Origin of the sequence: Kribbella sp. CA-247076 (assembly GCF_050942445.1) — a bacterium.
GTDB lineage: Bacteria > Actinomycetota > Actinomycetes > Propionibacteriales > Kribbellaceae > Kribbella.
In genome coordinates, this window is sequence record NZ_CP192051.1 from 2,177,364 (window position 1) to 2,192,222 (window position 14,859).

Here is a 14,859-nt window from a genome sequence, read left to right on the forward strand (position 1 = left end):
TCCTGACCACACACGACGCGGTGCGGGAACCGTTCGTCGGGTCGACGCGGTTGCGTCTGGCCGGACTGGCACTGCACGCCTATACCGCGAGCGGAACGGTGCTCGCGCTGCTCATCGTCATCGCCGCGATCGACGGGGACGCCGTCCGCGCCCTCTGGCTCGGCCTCGCCGCCCTGGTGATCGACGGCACGGACGGGATGCTCGCCCGCCGGCTGCGGGTGAAGGAGACCATCCCGTGGTTCGACGGCGCGATGCTGGACAACATCGTCGACTACCTGACCTACGCGTTCGCCCCGATCGTGCTGCTCTGGACCGGCGACTACCTGCCCTCGGGCGCCTGGGGAGCGGTCCTGGCCGCGCTGCCGTTGCTTGCCTCCAGCTACCAGTTCTGCCGGGTCGACGCGAAGACCGACGACCACTTCTTCCTCGGCTTCCCCAGCTACTGGAACGTGGTCGCCTTCTACGTCGTCATCCTCGGCCTCGGCCCGGTCACCACCGGTGTCATCCTGGTCGTCTGCTCGATCCTGGTGTTCGTCCCGGTCAAGTACGTGTACCCGTCCCGGACGAAGGCGTTCCGGTCGCTGAACCTGCTCACGACCGCGGTCTGGCTCGCGTCGTACGCCGTACTGCTCGCCCAGATGCCGGATCCGAACGCGATCGTGGTCGCGATCTCGCTCGCCTACCTGCTGTACTACGGCGTTCTCAGTCTGTATCTGACGTTCTGGGTCCCTCGGCGCAAGGTCAGCTGAGTGGTCCTCGGTCTGGGCGCGGCACTCTGTGCCGCGGTGGTCTTCGGCATCGCCGCGATCCTGCAGGCCGTCGGCTCGCGCAAGGTCCCGACCGAGTCGGAGCTGAACCCGCGGCGGCTCGCCGGCTTCGTCGTCGCGTTGCTGAAGCAGCCCGCGTTCCTGGCCGCGCTCGTGCTGAACCTGGTCGGCTTCGGCCTGCACTTCGTCGCCCTGCGGTTGCTGCCGCTCTACCTTGCCCAGGCCGGCATCGCCGCCAGTCTGGTCGTCACCGCGCTGCTGGCGACGCGGCTGATGTCCGACCAGTTGAGCGCGTTGGAGTGGTCCGCGGTCGTCGCGGTCTGCGTCGGCCTCGGCCTGCTCGCCGTCTCAGCCGGCCACGCCGGGGACAGCGCCCGTCACCAGGGCCTGACCGTCGGCATCGTGGTCGGGCTCGTCGTGATCGGCGTACTCGGCGCGGTGGCCAGCCGCTCGCAGCACGGCGTCTCGACGGCTCTGCTCGGCCTGCTGGCGGGTCTCGGGTACGCCGGGGTCGCGATCTCGGCGCGGTTGCTGCAGGACGGGTCCGTGGCGGAGCTGCTCGGGGGCGTCACGACGTACACGCTGCCTCTCAGTGGTGCGTTGGCGTTCATCCTGTACTCGTTGGCGTTGCAGCGTGGCTCGGTGACGCTGGCAACGACTCCGATGATCGCCCTCCAGACGATCACTCCGGCGGCGGTCGGCGTCTACGTCCTCTCCGACGCCGTCCGCTCGGGCTGGTGGCCGGCCGCCATCCTCGGCTTCACCCTCTCCGCCCTCGGCTCCCTCATCCTGGTCCGCTTCGAGTCGGTCAAGACCTGACCCCGGTCATCCAGCAGGTTTGGGGAGGATGGTCGCCCGTTCCGGGTGCATAAACCTCCCCGAACTCGCGTCAGGCGAGGCTAGCGCGTCGGCCACTTCCATGGGGGTTCGTCCAGGGGGCCTTGGCCGGCGATGGTGGTGGCGCCTTGGTGTTTGACGAGTTCGATGGTGTGGAGGTCGTCGGTCAGCTCGTCGAGGGCGGCGTGGAACGGGCGGGAGTGGGTGACGACGATGACCTGCGCCTCTTTGGCGGCGGTGACGACCAGGTTTGCCAGGGCGGGCAGGAGGTCCGGATGGAGGCTGGTCTCGGGCTCGTTGAGGACGAGGAGCTCGGGCGGGCGGGGAGTGAGCAGGGCGGCGACCCAGAGAAGGTAGCGGAGGGTGCCGTCGGACAACTCGGCGCCGGACAGGGGCCGGAGCAGGCCGTGCTGGCGAAAGGCGAGTTCGAAGCGGCCGGCGGCGTTCATGATCTGGATGCGGCTACCGGGGAACGCCAGCTCGATCGCATCCTCGAGTGCCCCGGGTGGTCCGATCTCCCGGATCGTCTGCAGTGCGGCCGCGACGTCTCCGCCGTCGGGGCCGAGGACCGGGGCTCGGGTGCCGATCTGGACGCGGCGGGCGGGGGCGTCGGCGTCGGTGCGGAAGTGGTCGTAGAACCGCCACGAGCGCAGTCGGTCCCGGAGCGTCAGGAGCTCGGGAGCGCGTTCGGGGTCGGCGTACTCGCTGAGCATGCTGTCGAACGTCTGCAATAGATGACCGCCGCGTTGCCATTCGCCGTCGTTGCCGCGGATCCGGACCTCGCGGTTGACCCGCTCGACCAGGAGCGCGGCCGGTCGCAGGAACGGCCCTGACCAGAGCGCCTCCCGCTTGATCTCCGGATCGAGGTCGAACGCCGAGCCGTCGGGCCGCGGCAACCCGAGGTCCATCAGGTAGCCGTAGTCGTCACCCGCGAAGCCCATCCGCAACCCGACCGACTTGGTGCGTACGGTGCCTTGGACCGGTCGGTCCGTGCGGACGTGCTCCGGACCCGCCCACAGCGTCGACTGGAGGCCGCCTTCACGGGCGAGGGCGGCGATGGCGCCGTTCCGGGAGGCGTCGGCGAGCAGACGGAGTGCGCGGTACAGGCTGGACTTGCCGGTGCCGTTGGCGCCGGTCACGACGTTGAGCCCGCGCAGGGGCATGACCAACCGCCGCAGTGACCGGTAGTTCTCCACCGCCAGCGTCGTCAGCATGCGCTCACGCTCCCGATCTACCGAGCATCCTGGGCCTCGATCAGGTCCAGGTCGCGGACACAGAAGCCGTGGTGTTCGAAGGTCTCGTTGAGCACCGTGCGGACGCACTGCCGCACCGAGCGGCCCCGGGCGTACGGCGGCCAGACATCGTCGTCCGGCACCGGCGCCGGCGCAGCGAGCAGCCCAGGGGTGACCGCGTCGAGCCAGGCCTCGAGCTCGGCGGCCTGTGCGTCGCGCACGCTCACGATCTCGTCGAGAGAAGGGTCGAGTGAGAGGTCAAGACCATGCGCGTCACGGTAGGGCTCGACGGTCGGACCGATGCCCATCGGCGTGAACAGCTCCGTCGAGCCCAGACAGCAGCGGCGGAACCACGAGTCGTGGACGAAGACCAGGTGGCGCAGCGTCTGCACCGCCGACCATTCGTCGTTCACGCTGCGGCGCTCGATGCCCGGCGTACGGCGGATTCGCTCGATCGTCGCCGCCCAGCCGGCGTGGAGCTGACGCGACGCCTCGCGAAGATCAGCCGGCTCCTCGGAGCGGATCAGCACGCGCACCGGATGGCGCCGGTCGAGCTCTGCCTCGACGTACTCGGTGACCTCCACACCGTTCACCACGAGGTTGGTGACGAGCCCGTCGATCACGGCATCCTGCATGACGACGCCGATCAGGCGTGCCCCGGTCAAATCGCACTCGCGGAACTCCACACCGTGCAGATCCTCGTCAACGTATCGAGTCATGATCCGCATCGTAGGTCCGAGCACCGACAAGCCGGCCTCGCCGGCTTTCAGGTCGCGCGGGCGCGTGGGAGCCGACCCCACGCGCCCGCGGTCACCGTGAACTCAGGCGAGCGACTCTTCCCACGCCTGGTGCAGCCCGGCGTACCGGCCGCCGGTCGTGATCAGGTCACCCGGCGCGCCGTCCTCCATGATGCGGCCGTGTTCGAGGACGAGGACCCGGTCGGCGGTCTCGACCGTCGACAGCCGGTGGGCGATCACGATCGCCGTCCGGTCGGCCAGGATCGTCCGCAGCGCGCGCTGGATCAGCCGCTCGCTGGGGATGTCGAGGCTGGACGTCGCCTCGTCGAGGATGAGTACGGCGGGGTCCGCGAGGAACGCCCGCGCGAACGCGACCAGCTGCCGCTGACCGGCCGACAGCCGGCTGCCGCGCTTCTCGACCTGCGTCTCGTACCCGTCCGGCAGCGCCATGATGAAGTCGTGCGCGCCGATCACCTTGGCCGCCTCGACCACCTCGTCCAGCGTGGCGCTCGGCTTGCCGAAGCGGATGTTGTCGGCGACCGTGCCGGTGAACAGGAAGTTCTCCTGCGTCACCATCACCACCCGCTCCCGCAGGTCGTCCTCGGTCAGGTCGCGCAGGTCGGTCCCGTCCAGCAGGACGTGACCGCTGGTCGGGTCGTAGAACCGGGCGACCAGCTTGGCGATCGTAGTCTTGCCGGCTCCCGTCGTACCGACGAGCGCGAGCGTCTGCCCGGCCGGTACGTCGAGGTCGAGTCCGGGCAGGACCGGTACGCCGTCGACGTACTCGAACCGCACGTTGCGCAGCTCGAGGTGGCCGCGACTCTTCCCGGGACGCGCCGGCTTGACCGGCTCGGGGACGTCGGGCTTCTCGTTGAGCACCCCGGACAGCTTCTCCAGCGCGGCGCTCGCGGACAGGAAGGTGTTGTAGAACTGCGAGATGTCCTGCAGCGGCTCGAAGAACTGCCGCAGGTAGAGCAGGAACGCGGTGAGTACGCCGACGGTCACGTGCCCGTGGTACGCCTGGTAGCCGCCGTAGAACAGGATCGCGACGATGGTGATGTTGCCGACGCCCTTGATCGACGGCATGAAGATCGCATTCAGCCGGAACGATTCCAGGTTGGCCGCGCGGTAGCGGTCGTTGACGCCATGGAAGATCTCCTCGTTGCGCGGCTCGCGGCGGAACGCCTGGACCGCGCGGATCCCGGTCATCGACTCGACGAAGTGCACGATGACCAGGACGACGGCTTCGCGGGTCTGCCGGTAGACGACCGCCGACCGGCGCCGGAACCAGGCGGTGATCAGGACCAGCGCCGGGAACGACAGCAGGGCCAGCAGGCCGAGCTTGAAGTCGAGTGTCAGCAGCAGGACCGCCGTACCGATCAGCGTCAGCAGGGCGGTGACCAGGCTGTCGAACCCGCTCGCCAGCATCTCGTCGATGACGCCGACGTCCGAGGTGAGCCGGGAGATCACCCGGCCGGACGTGTACTTGTCGTGGAACGACGGGCTGAGCCGCTGGAAGTGGTCGAACACCCGCCGGCGCAGCCCGAGCAGGATGGTCTGGCCGAGCCGCCCGGACCGCATCAGGAACAGCTGCCGCGCGAACGCCTGCAGCAACGCCATCGCGAACACGGTGACCACGACGGTGATCAGGGTCGACGCGCCCTCACCGGCCAGGATCGGCGGGATGCCGTTGTCGATGCCGAGATGGACCAGGTACGGCACCGCGAGCCGGGCGCCGTTCTCGACGATCACGATCACGACGAGGATCCAGATCAGCTTGTGGTACGGGCGTAGCAGCTCGCCGAGCAGCTTGCGGGAGTCCTCCTTCAGGCGGATGGTCGTTGCCCTCGACAACTCCCGGTCGCCCTCGTCCTCGAAGTACCCCCGCCAGGACTGTTCCGCGGACTTCTCCTCCGCCTCCGGCTCCGGAGGTGTCTGCTGAGTGGTCGTCATGCGTGCACCTCCTCTTCCTCGGCCGCGAGCAGCAGCCGGTACGCCGGGACGTCGGTGAGCAGCTCGTGGTGCGTGCCGACGTGGGTGATCGTCCCGTTCTCGAGCAGGGCGACCTTGTCGGCGAGCATCACCGTGGACGCGCGGTGCGCCACGACGATGCCGGTGGTGTCGGCGAGCACGTTCCGCAGGGCCTCCTCGACCAGGGCCTCGGTGTGGACGTCGAGCGCGGACAACGTGTCGTCGAGCACCAGGACGGCCGGCCTGGCGATCACCGCCCGGGCCAGGGCGAGTCGTTGCCGTTGGCCACCGGACAGCGACATGCCCTGCTCGCCGACCCGGGTGTCGAGACCCCACGGCAGGTCGTTGACGAACTGTGCCTGGGCGATGTCGAGTGCCTGCTGGATCTCCGCCTCGGTCGCGTCCGGTCGGCCGAGGGTGAGGTTCTCCCGGACGCTCATCGAGAACAGCGTCGGGTCGTCGAAGGCGGAGGCGACCGCCCCGCGCAGCGACTGCAGGGTCAGGTCGCGGATGTCGTGCCCGTCGAGCGTGATCCGGCCGCCGGTCACGTCGTACAGGCGGGGGACGAGGGCGGTCAGCGTGGTCTTGCCGGACCCGGTCGCGCCGACGAGGGCGAGCGTCGTACCGGGGGTGAGGTCGAGGTTGACGTCGTGCAGGATCTCGGGGGAGTCGGGGGAGAAGCGGAAGCTGACGTTCTCGAACCGCAGGTGGCCGCGCGGGTCCGGCAGTTCCTCGTCGCCCGGCCGGATGGTGGACCAGGTGTCCAGGATCTCGCTGATCCGGTCCGCCGCGGTCATCGACTCCTGGGCCATCGCCAGGATGGCGCCGAGCGACGTGACCGGCCAGATCAGCGACAGCATCAGCGTGATGAACGCGACCAGCGTGCCGAGGGTGATCGCCTCCCGGCCGACCGCGAGCGCGCCGAGCAGGAGGACGACGACCAGGGTCAGGTTCGGGATGACGCCGAGGAAGCTCCAGAACTTCGACGCCAGCCGGACCTTGGCGACCGACGTCCGGTAGAGCGTGACCGCGCCGTCGTCGAACTGCTGCTGGACGTGCTGCCGCCGGCCGAACGCCTTGATCACCCGGAAGCCGAGCGCGGACTCCTCGATCTGGGTGGCCAGGTCACCCTGCTGGTCCTGGACCTCGCGGGAGATCACCAGGTACTTCTTCTCGAACCGCAGCGAGACCAGGATGATCGGCACCGCCGCCAGCAGGACGACGAGGCCGAGCGGCCAGTACAGCTGCAGCAGCAACGCGGTGACGACCGCCAGTTGAAGGATGTTCATCACCAGGAACAGCAGGCCGAAGCCCATGAACCGCCGGATCGTCGACAGGTCGGTGGTGACGCGGGACAGCAGCTGACCGCTCTGCCAGCGGGTGTGGAACTCCATCGGCAGCGACTGCAACCGGACGTAGAGATCGTGGCGGAGGGTGGCCTCCAGGTCGCTGACGGTCCGGGACTGGGCCCAGCGGCGGACCCAGACGAGCAGGACCTCGCTGATGCTGAGGCCGAGGGCGAGGAGGGCGAGGGGGACCAGCAGGTCGAGCTCGCGGCGGGTGACGGGGCCGTCGATGATGGCCCGGGTGACGAGCGGAACGGTGAGGCTGACGCCGACGCCCAGCATCGCGGCGGAGAACATCACCGCCAGTCGCCCTCGGTGGGGTCGGAGATAGGGTCGGAGCCGCCAGAGATTGCGGCTGCGTTCGGGTGCTCTGGTGGTAGGGGCTGCGATCGACGGCGCGGAGGCAGGTCTCTCGGAGGGCATCTGGACGGGCGCACTTCCCATCATGCTCGTGACTTGGAGGGGCAGCCGGAAAACGGCGCACTTTCCAGTATCGCCTACGGGTAAGCGCTTGTCCCCCGAATTCCATTCCTTGGTGATGAATTACCACTGGTCGCAATAGGCGAGCCCCGTCACCACGCGGTGACGGGGCTCACAGCCATTGCGGATCGTGATAGGTCTACGGATTCACCCTGAGGAACGCGATGCCGTCCACGATCGCCGGGGCGGTCGAGGTGGAGACGATCTTGACCGCGCCGGTGCGGAACGGCGTGATCGGCAGGTAGGTCACCTTCCGAGAGGTCGTGGTGGCCGCGAGCGAGACGGTGCCGACCTTGATGTTCGCGTGGTAGATGTCGACCCGGCCCTGACCGGGCCCGTGGATGGCGACCAGCGCGATCCGGGCGCCGGCCTCGCCGGTCTTGGTCAGGTAGGCGCCGTTCGCGTTGAGGACCGACGTGGTCCCCTGGAACGCGAGCGTGCTGGTCGAACGGGTGACCGACCCGGCCGAGGTGAGCGCGCGGTCGTCCTGCGGCGCGACCGCGCAGATCTGCGGCGACCACGCCGACAGGTTGCCGAGGTGATCACGCGAGCGGACCAGGAAGCACTCGTCCCAGCCCAGCCGCGGCGTCCAGGTGATCGACGTGAGCTGCGCGTTCTGCCACGCCGGCGGGTAGATCCACTTGCCCAGGGCAACCCCAGGCGCGGCGACCTTGTAGACCACGTCGTACGACGCGACGCCGGTGTCGTCGGAGTACGCCCAGCGGAACGTGACGGGCGCGGTCACCGCGACCCGGTCCCCGATCCGCAGGGTCACCAGCGACGGCGCCGTACCGTCGACCTCACTGCAGTACGACGTACTCCACGCGCTCTCGTTGCCGGCGTAGTCGCGTGCGCGGACCTGCCAGCAGGTATCCGTGCCGATGGGCGCCGTCGTGCTGGCCGCGGTCGTCTTCAGGCCCTGCCACGCGGGGACCTGGTTCCAGGCGCCGTACGGCGACGTGCGGTTGGGTCGCTGCTGGATGCGCAGGTCGTACGTGGCGACTCCGGTGGCGGGGGAGTTCGGGTCCTGCGGGTCGGTGAACGCCCACTCGAAGGACAGGCTCGTGTTGTCGCGGATGCGCTCGCCGGCGGAGGCGCTGGCGAGGACCGGTGCGACGGTGTCGGGTCGGGGCTGCGGGTCGGCGGTGAGCCAGTCCAGCGTGATCACGCGCGGTTTCGAGTCCGGGTCGGCGTACACGATCTTGGCCAGGCCGGAGCCGTCGGCGCGGAAACTCGCGGCCGCCTCACGGACGGGTCCGTAGAGGCGCTGGCCGAGCTCGGGGTCGTTCAGGTCGGTGACGAGCAGGTCCTGCTCGGCCGTCGTCTGGACGGTGAAGCCGTTGCCGAGTTGCGACGCGGCCGCGACGGAGAGGTTGCGCGGCGCCTGCGGTCCGTTCACGTCGACGACCTGGTTGCAGCCGCTCAGCAGCGCCCAGCGGCCGTTGACGCGGTCCGGTCCCACCGTGCAGCTGCCGGCGACCAGGACTGTCTTGACGGTGCCCGTGGTCAGGTCCTTGCCGGTGAGCTGTCCAGGCTCGGTGACCTTCCAGACAGTGGTGTCGGCCATGGCGAACGGCGGGGCGTAGTCGGCCAGCTTGCTCTTGGTCGCTACGTCGTACACCGCTGCGCTGGCGGCGTTCGGCGTGCGGTGGGAGACGAGCTTGCCGCCCTTCCCGAGGACGACCTCGTCGGCCGCCGGGAAGGTGAGGCCACCGACCGTCGCGGTGGCACCTTCGAAGGTGAGCAGGCTGGAGCCCTCAAGCTGGAACGGCTTGGTCTCGCTGGAGCCGCCGGTCGCGGTCCAGGTGGCGCCGTTGTTGCTGGTCTCCCAGAGCGTGTGGTCGGTCTTGTCCGTGGTCACGAGCCGTGCGCCGGACAGGCCGACCTGATCGATCTGTGCGGTGGCTGTCCGGCCGGGCACCAGAGCGCCCGCACCCAAGTGCTCGGGCGGATCGGCCGCCATCACTTGTCCTGCTACCACCGGTGCGAGTACGAGCGCACAGGCGATCGCAGCGACCTTGACCCGGAACCTGACCACGAGAAACCCCCTCGGCGCCCCTCCCCAGGGCGGCCTCCGACACAGGGCGGCACCTTAGCCAGTAACGAGCGGTAACGGAAGCGCTTGCCCGTTTCCCGGCGGTGCGCTCCCCGAGGGCTCAGCGTGCGGTGTACGCGGTCGGTGAACAGGGTTTGCTGGTGGCGAAGACGAGCAGTTCGAGGTCTTGGCCGCTCCCCGGGGAGCTGTCCTAGTCCACGAAGCCGGAGCGTCGGAGCTCCGCCTGCACGTGCGCGGGCGGCGGGTGCACCTCAGTCCTCGACCGGATGGGGAACTGGGCCGCCTTTGGTCCAGGTGAGGTCGGTGATGATGCGGGTGGTGGTGTCGTGCAGGGTGCTCGAGCTGTCGATCAGGTGCTCGTCTGGTACGCCGAGGAGGTCGCAGGGCTGATACCACTCGCGCAGCTTCTCGGGAGTGACTGTGGTGCGCGGTTTGGTGGCGTGACGGCGGACAGTCTCGTCGAACGGGATCTGGAAGTAGTACACCGCGGTGTGGCCGGCGTGGTCGGCGATCAGTTGCCGGACCATCTCGCCGTACGTCGGGCTGTAGAGACCGCCCTCGAGGATGACGTGATACCCGTGGTCGAGGGCGTAGCGGACCGTCTGGTCGATCAGGCCGATGTTGGGCTGGCCGGGGCGGTCGTGCTCCCGGAGCAGGGTCCGCCGCAGGTAGTCCTGCTCCACCCACGCCACGCCGCGCCCGACGCGCCGCCGTACCTCCTGCGCGGTCGTGCTCTTCCCCGAGGCGGAAGGTCCCCGCAGCACCGCGAGCCGCGTCGTACTGTCACCGATCACCTGCACGACCATAGACGTACGTCGGCCTCAGCAGTCGGACCGTGGAGGCTCCCACCCGATCGACTGCGCCCACTCGTCCGCGAGCTGGATCGTCCGCCAGATGAACGGGCCCTTCGCGTCGACGTACTGGGAGCGCTGGTCCGGTCCCGGGAACTCCTTCGCGAGTCGGCGCTTCAGCTCGCCGTACTCCCGCGCGTGCTGCGGATGCGCCCGCAGGTACTCCCGGAACAAGAGGTTGAACTGCTCCGAGAACGACCCCGCCCGCCGGACGTGGACGTGCGTACGCCGGTCACCCGGCCGCTCGCGGAAGTACCGCTTCGTCCGCTCCGGATTCTCCGCCCGATGGACGAACCCGGCCCGCTCGACGGCTCCGCGATACGCCTCGACCGGCTCCAACGCCGCCACCGAAACCTGAACGTCGATCACCGGCTTCGCATCCAGCCCGTGGACCGCGGTCGACCCGACATGGTCGATCCGCACCGCGAGATCCCCCAGCTCCTGCCGCAACCGCCCACCGATCTCCCGGAACCACCCCACCCACGCCTCGTCGTACCCCACCACCACGATGCCGTCACCCATCCGGCCATCGTGCCACCCGCCCGGCCGCCGACGACGCCCGCACTTATGCGAGGCGGCGTAGCGCTGTCTCGACGGCGACCTCGACGCGGGAGGTCATACCGGGCACATCGACAGGACGGCGCCCGGCGACCTGACCACGGATCCACTTCGCGCCGCTGTCGTCGTAGTGCAGCAGGGCGTATAGGTCCCACCACGGATTGACAGTCACCCCGGCGATCGACTCATAGAACGACCGAAGCTGCTCCGACCACTCGGGTGAGTAGAGCGCCGCCAGGTATCGCCGACACTGCCCGACGTCGATCGCGCGTGCCCCTCGATGGATGGAGTTCCAGTCGGTCAGTCCAGTGATCCGCCCGCGCGACCACAGCATGTTGACCGGCAGGAAATCGCAGTGCAGAAAGACGGCAGGGTCCTTCGGCGGCGGCTCCGCCATGACGCCGAACGCCGCCTTCCACACAGCCGGCTTCTGCGCGTCGGCCGGCACCTGGAACCCGTCTCGAGGAGCGATCCACGAATCCACCCAGGGCCTGAACGTCTTCGCGGGGAGATCGAGGGAATGCAGAAGTACAGCAAGCTCGGCGATCCTCGTCAGCCACGACCGGGGTTCGGTCGGGTTGAGGTGAACATGCCCCGGCAACCGTGTCATCAACAACGCCGGCGCGCCGCCTGTCGACGTACCAGCGACGTCGGCCGCCAGGACGCTCGGAGCCGGGAGCCCGCTTCCGGCCACCACACCGAGGTTGGCGATCTCCTTCTCCAGGGCCTCCTGCAGGCCGAGGCCGCCCGGGTACTGCCGCAGTACGACGTACGTTCGCGTTCCATGTCGCTCGACGGTCAGCCGATGTACGGCGGAGCAGACGCCGCCGGTCAATCGGCGATGGCCGACGACGCGACTGCCCCGACCCATCGACGCCGCGACCCAGGCGAGAGTCTCCGCGGAGGGCCGACGCTGCCTGAACCCGCTATCCCTCCAGTCGCCGTCGGTCATGAGCGCGAGCCTATGCGTCAGGGGCCTGTGGCGACACGGGGTTTTCAGAGGTAGCGAGCACTGTGTTGCGGCGGGCGACGACTCGAGTGAGACCTAGCGTTCGGCCGCGGTCGGCGTGAAGCATCTGGGCTTCCTCCCGTCCCGGCGTACCCCGGTCCTCGTCGCAGACGTCGTTCCACCGCAGCCAGTCGTGCCACCCGTGGGGGAGCCGGTCGGCGACCTCGACGGTGACCAGCCCGGTCTTCTCCCAGTGCCGGCGCCACCACGCGGGGCTGTGCCAGGCACAGAAGTCCCACTTCCAGTACTGCGCGAGGTGTGGTGGCGGAAGCGTCTCGTACTCCTCCGCAGGCCCCGGCAGAACGATGCCGAGCCGGCCACCGCGTTTGACGAAGCGCGCGTAGTACCCGAGGTACAGGTCGTCGGTGCCGAAGTAGTGGTAGGCGCCGATGCTGACGAGCGCGTCGAAGAACTCCTCGGCGTACGGCAAGCCATGGGCCTCCGCGTGTACCGGATGGACCTGGCCTTCCAGCTCTGCCTCGGCAACACGGCGCAGGTTCTCCTCGGGCCTGATCCACAGGTCGGTAGCCCACACCTCGACCCCGAACTCCTTGGCCAGGAAGATCGAGCTCAGCGCGGTGCCACACCCCATGTCCAGCACCCGCATGCCTGGCTCGAGCGGCAGGAACTCGGCCAACGCCTCCGCCTGCCACACCGGATTCGGCCCCATCGCGTTGTCCACCATCCACCGAGCCGAATACCCAGCAGACCGCGGATACCGCTCATTCCCCAGCAACCCCTCAAGCCGTGCATCCTCCACCCAACCGGATCCTGTCCCACGCCCTCCAACCAGACAAACAATTAACCAGCACGCCGTACGCCGCCTGGATCGAACGGCTCAGGTTCGGCGAGTGATGATGGTGCGATGCCTGAACGACATACACGTGCTGTGCCGGGTGGCCGCGCTGTCTACTGGACCGAGCGTCTGTGGAAGTTGGCGGAAGGCCTTCCGGTGGAGTCTGTACCGATTGACGCGATCCGGGAGTTCGACGAGGACTGCTGGTTTGGAGGTAGGCCGGTCACGTGCCGGATGGTCGCCCGCCACGCCGACCTCATCCAGAAGGCCGACCTCAGCTATCCAGTCATCCTCTCGTCCGACGGGCGACTGATGGACGGCGGCCACAGAATCGCCAAGGCCTGGCTCACCGGCGCCACCACCATCAACGCGGTCCGCTTCCCCCACGACCCCGCCCCCGACCACATCGAGTGGGACCCCACCGACCAACCGAACGCCTGACACGGCCCAGACAAACGCAAGGCCCAGCGCGCATGACCTGGGCCTCACATGTGGAGCGGGTGACGAGAATCGAACTCGCGTAGCCAGTTTGGAAGACTGGGGCTCTACCATTGAGCTACACCCGCGGTGCTCGGACATGATTCCACAGGTCGTGGGGTGGACTCAAAACGGAATCCCGGCGGGGGCGTTTCGCGTGCACTGGGTCAGGTCGACTAGACTCGTGCGGTCACTGCGGGGCGTAGCGTAGTGGCTAGCGCGCCTGCTTTGGGAGCAGGAGACCGCAGGTTCGAGTCCTGTCGCCCCGACAAACCCCCTGCAGTACCCCTGCAGCGCGGGCTGTCCCCGTGCTGTGAAGTCATCGATCAAGGAGAACCGCCACCGTGAAGAGCACCGTCGAGTCCATGAGCCCGACGAAGGTCCGGCTCATCGTCGAGGTGCCGTTCGAGGAGCTCAAGCCGAGCCTCGACGCGGCGTACCAGAGCATCGCGAAGCAGATCACCGTTCCGGGGTTCCGCAAGGGCAAAGTCCCGCCGCAGGTGATCGACCAGCGGGTCGGTCGCGGTCCGGTGCTCGAGGAGGCGATCAACGACGCGCTCCCGAAGCTGTACTCGCAGGCGGTCCAGGACAACAAGGTCAAGGCGATCGGCCGGCCCGAGGTCGACGTGACCGAGTTCAACGACAAGGAGAGCCTGCAGTTCTCCGCCGAGGTCGAGGTGCGCCCGGAGATCACCCTGCCGGACCTGTCCGGGCTGGAGGCCGAGGTCGAGGACATCGCGATCTCCGACGACGAGGTGGACGAGCAGATCGAGGCGCTGCGGCAGCGGTTCGGCTCGCTGAACCCGGTCGACCGGGCCGTGCAGGACAAGGACTACATCACCCTCGACCTGTCCGCGAGCAAGGACGGCGAGAAGGTCGAGGAGGCGCAGGCCACCGGCCTGTCGTACCAGGTCGGCAGCGGGCAGCTGCTCGACGGCCTGGACGAGGCGGTCGTCGGGCTGAACGCGGGTGAGACCAAGACCTTCGTCACTCAGCTGGTCGGCGGCGCGCTCAAGGGCGAGGACGTCGACGTCGAGGTGACCGTCACCGCGGTCAAGGAGCAGGAGCTGCCGGCGTTCGACGACGAGTTCGCGCAGACCGCGTCCGAGTTCGACACCGCGGACGAGCTGAAGGCCGACGTCCGCGCCCGGCTGGAGCGCGGTAAGCGGCTCGAGCAGGCCGGCGAGGCGCGCGACGCCGTACTCGAGAAGATCCTGACCCTGGTCGAGGTGCCGGTGCCGGAGGGTCTGCTGACCGACGAGCTGGCCGCCCGCAAGGAGAACCTGGAGCAGCAGCTCGGGTACTCCGGGATGACGTTCGAGCAGTTCCTGGAGGGCGAGGAGCAGACCCAGGACGAGTTCGACGAGGACCTGAAGAAGCGCTCCGAGGACGCGATCAAGGCGCAGTTCGTGCTCGACCTGGTGGCCGAGGAGCAGGAGCTGAGCGTCAACGACCAGGAGCTGACCGAGCACATCGTCCGGCACGCCCAGCGCTCCGGCGTCAGCCCGGACCAGTTCGCCCAGCACGCGGTCGAGAACAACCTGGTCCCGAGCCTGGTGTCCGAGGTCGTCCGCGGCAAGGCGCTCGCGCACCTGGTCGAGAACGCGAAGGTCACCGACGCCTCCGGCAACGAGGTCGAGCTGAAGACCCTGCAGCCGGACGGTACGTACGCCGACCCGGCCGTGGAGACCGCCGACGCCGCGGCGGAGACCCCGGCCGAGGAGCCGGCCAAGGCCTGATCA

The 14,859-nt window shown here is 68.8% G+C and carries 13 protein-coding genes and 2 tRNA genes; 5 read left to right on the forward strand and 10 right to left on the reverse strand.

Annotation, left to right across the window (positions count from 1 at the left end):
- The first annotated feature begins 20 nt into the window (after positions 1 to 20).
- Together ACQPYZ_RS10545 and ACQPYZ_RS10550 are read left to right on the forward strand one after the other, a co-directional pair.
- Complete coding sequence (locus tag ACQPYZ_RS10545) at positions 21 to 749, forward strand: CDP-alcohol phosphatidyltransferase family protein (RefSeq protein ID WP_433167272.1); 729 nt, start codon at positions 21 to 23, stop codon at positions 747 to 749.
- Positions 750 to 1,586, forward strand: a complete 837-nt coding sequence (locus ACQPYZ_RS10550; protein ID WP_433167273.1) for a hypothetical protein — start codon at positions 750 to 752, stop codon at positions 1,584 to 1,586.
- A gap of 80 nt (positions 1,587 to 1,666) precedes the next feature.
- Here ACQPYZ_RS10550 and ACQPYZ_RS10555 read toward each other — a convergent pair whose 3' ends face one another.
- The 9 genes from ACQPYZ_RS10555 to ACQPYZ_RS10595 all read right to left on the reverse strand — a co-directional run bounded on the left by ACQPYZ_RS10555 (position 1,667) and on the right by ACQPYZ_RS10595 (position 12,529).
- Positions 1,667 to 2,818 carry an AAA family ATPase gene (locus ACQPYZ_RS10555; protein WP_433167274.1) on the reverse strand — a complete coding sequence of 384 codons (1,152 nt, stop codon included), beginning with the start codon at positions 2,816 to 2,818 and terminating at the stop codon, positions 1,667 to 1,669.
- A gap of 17 nt (positions 2,819 to 2,835) precedes the next feature.
- A complete protein-coding gene (locus tag ACQPYZ_RS10560) occupies positions 2,836 to 3,555 on the reverse strand; it encodes a DinB family protein (protein WP_433167275.1) in 720 nt (239 codons plus the stop codon).
- Positions 3,556 to 3,657: 102 nt separating this feature from the next.
- Positions 3,658 to 5,526, reverse strand: coding sequence for an ABC transporter ATP-binding protein (locus tag ACQPYZ_RS10565; RefSeq protein ID WP_433167276.1), 1,869 nt, complete (start codon positions 5,524 to 5,526; stop codon positions 3,658 to 3,660).
- Entirely contained in the window at positions 5,523 to 7,187 is a 1,665-nt protein-coding gene (locus ACQPYZ_RS10570) for an ABC transporter ATP-binding protein (protein WP_433167277.1), read from the reverse strand. The genes ACQPYZ_RS10565 and ACQPYZ_RS10570 overlap by 4 nt, the downstream gene beginning before the upstream one ends.
- 322 nt (positions 7,188 to 7,509) lie before the next feature.
- Positions 7,510 to 9,408, reverse strand: a complete 1,899-nt coding sequence (locus tag ACQPYZ_RS10575; RefSeq protein ID WP_433167278.1) for a hypothetical protein — start codon at positions 9,406 to 9,408, stop codon at positions 7,510 to 7,512.
- 269 nt (positions 9,409 to 9,677) lie between these two features.
- On the reverse strand, positions 9,678 to 10,220 hold the full coding sequence (locus ACQPYZ_RS10580; RefSeq protein ID WP_433167279.1) for an AAA family ATPase: 543 nt from the start codon (positions 10,218 to 10,220) through the stop codon (positions 9,678 to 9,680).
- A gap of 27 nt (positions 10,221 to 10,247) precedes the next feature.
- A complete protein-coding gene (locus tag ACQPYZ_RS10585) occupies positions 10,248 to 10,799 on the reverse strand; it encodes a GrpB family protein (protein WP_433167280.1) in 552 nt (183 codons plus the stop codon).
- Between the two features lie 43 nt (positions 10,800 to 10,842).
- Positions 10,843 to 11,787: a phosphotransferase family protein gene (locus tag ACQPYZ_RS10590; RefSeq protein ID WP_433167281.1), complete on the reverse strand. Its 945-nt coding sequence runs from the start codon at positions 11,785 to 11,787 to the stop codon at positions 10,843 to 10,845.
- 10 nt (positions 11,788 to 11,797) lie between these two features.
- Positions 11,798 to 12,529 (reverse strand): SAM-dependent methyltransferase, encoded by a 732-nt coding sequence (locus ACQPYZ_RS10595; RefSeq protein WP_433167282.1) that lies wholly within the window; start codon positions 12,527 to 12,529, stop codon positions 11,798 to 11,800.
- A gap of 267 nt (positions 12,530 to 12,796) precedes the next feature.
- Between ACQPYZ_RS10595 and ACQPYZ_RS10600 the strand changes: the two genes are divergently transcribed.
- The gene (locus ACQPYZ_RS10600; RefSeq protein ID WP_433167283.1) at positions 12,797 to 13,081 is read left to right on the forward strand and encodes a hypothetical protein; all 285 of its coding nucleotides are present in this window, start codon (positions 12,797 to 12,799) and stop codon (positions 13,079 to 13,081) included.
- Between the two features lie 51 nt (positions 13,082 to 13,132).
- Here the strand turns inward: ACQPYZ_RS10600 and ACQPYZ_RS10605 are convergent.
- Positions 13,133 to 13,206 (reverse strand) — tRNA-Gly (locus ACQPYZ_RS10605).
- Between the two features lie 107 nt (positions 13,207 to 13,313).
- On the opposite strand from ACQPYZ_RS10605, the gene ACQPYZ_RS10610 reads away from it, so the two are divergent.
- Together ACQPYZ_RS10610 and tig are read left to right on the forward strand one after the other, a co-directional pair.
- A tRNA-Pro gene (locus ACQPYZ_RS10610) sits at positions 13,314 to 13,386 on the forward strand.
- Positions 13,387 to 13,461: 75 nt separating this feature from the next.
- Positions 13,462 to 14,856, forward strand: coding sequence for a trigger factor (tig, locus tag ACQPYZ_RS10615; RefSeq protein ID WP_433167284.1), 1,395 nt, complete (start codon positions 13,462 to 13,464; stop codon positions 14,854 to 14,856).
- The last annotated feature ends 3 nt before the right edge of the window (positions 14,857 to 14,859 follow it).

Bases quoted from the DNA above. Each gene is read 5' to 3' on its own strand.
- ACQPYZ_RS10555 (WP_433167274.1), bottom strand. From the start codon at position 2,818: ATGCTGACGACGCTGGCGGTGGAGAACTACCGGTCACTGCGGCGGTTG.
- ACQPYZ_RS10560 (WP_433167275.1), bottom strand. From the start codon at position 3,555: ATGACTCGATACGTTGACGAGGATCTGCACGGTGTGGAGTTCCGCGAG.
- ACQPYZ_RS10565 (WP_433167276.1), bottom strand. From the start codon at position 5,526: ATGACGACCACTCAGCAGACACCTCCGGAGCCGGAGGCGGAGGAGAAG.
- ACQPYZ_RS10570 (WP_433167277.1), bottom strand. From the start codon at position 7,187: ATGTTCTCCGCCGCGATGCTGGGCGTCGGCGTCAGCCTCACCGTTCCG.
- ACQPYZ_RS10585 (WP_433167280.1), bottom strand. From the start codon at position 10,799: ATGGGTGACGGCATCGTGGTGGTGGGGTACGACGAGGCGTGGGTGGGG.
- ACQPYZ_RS10590 (WP_433167281.1), bottom strand. From the start codon at position 11,787: ATGACCGACGGCGACTGGAGGGATAGCGGGTTCAGGCAGCGTCGGCCC.
- ACQPYZ_RS10595 (WP_433167282.1), bottom strand. From the start codon at position 12,529: ATGGTGGACAACGCGATGGGGCCGAATCCGGTGTGGCAGGCGGAGGCG.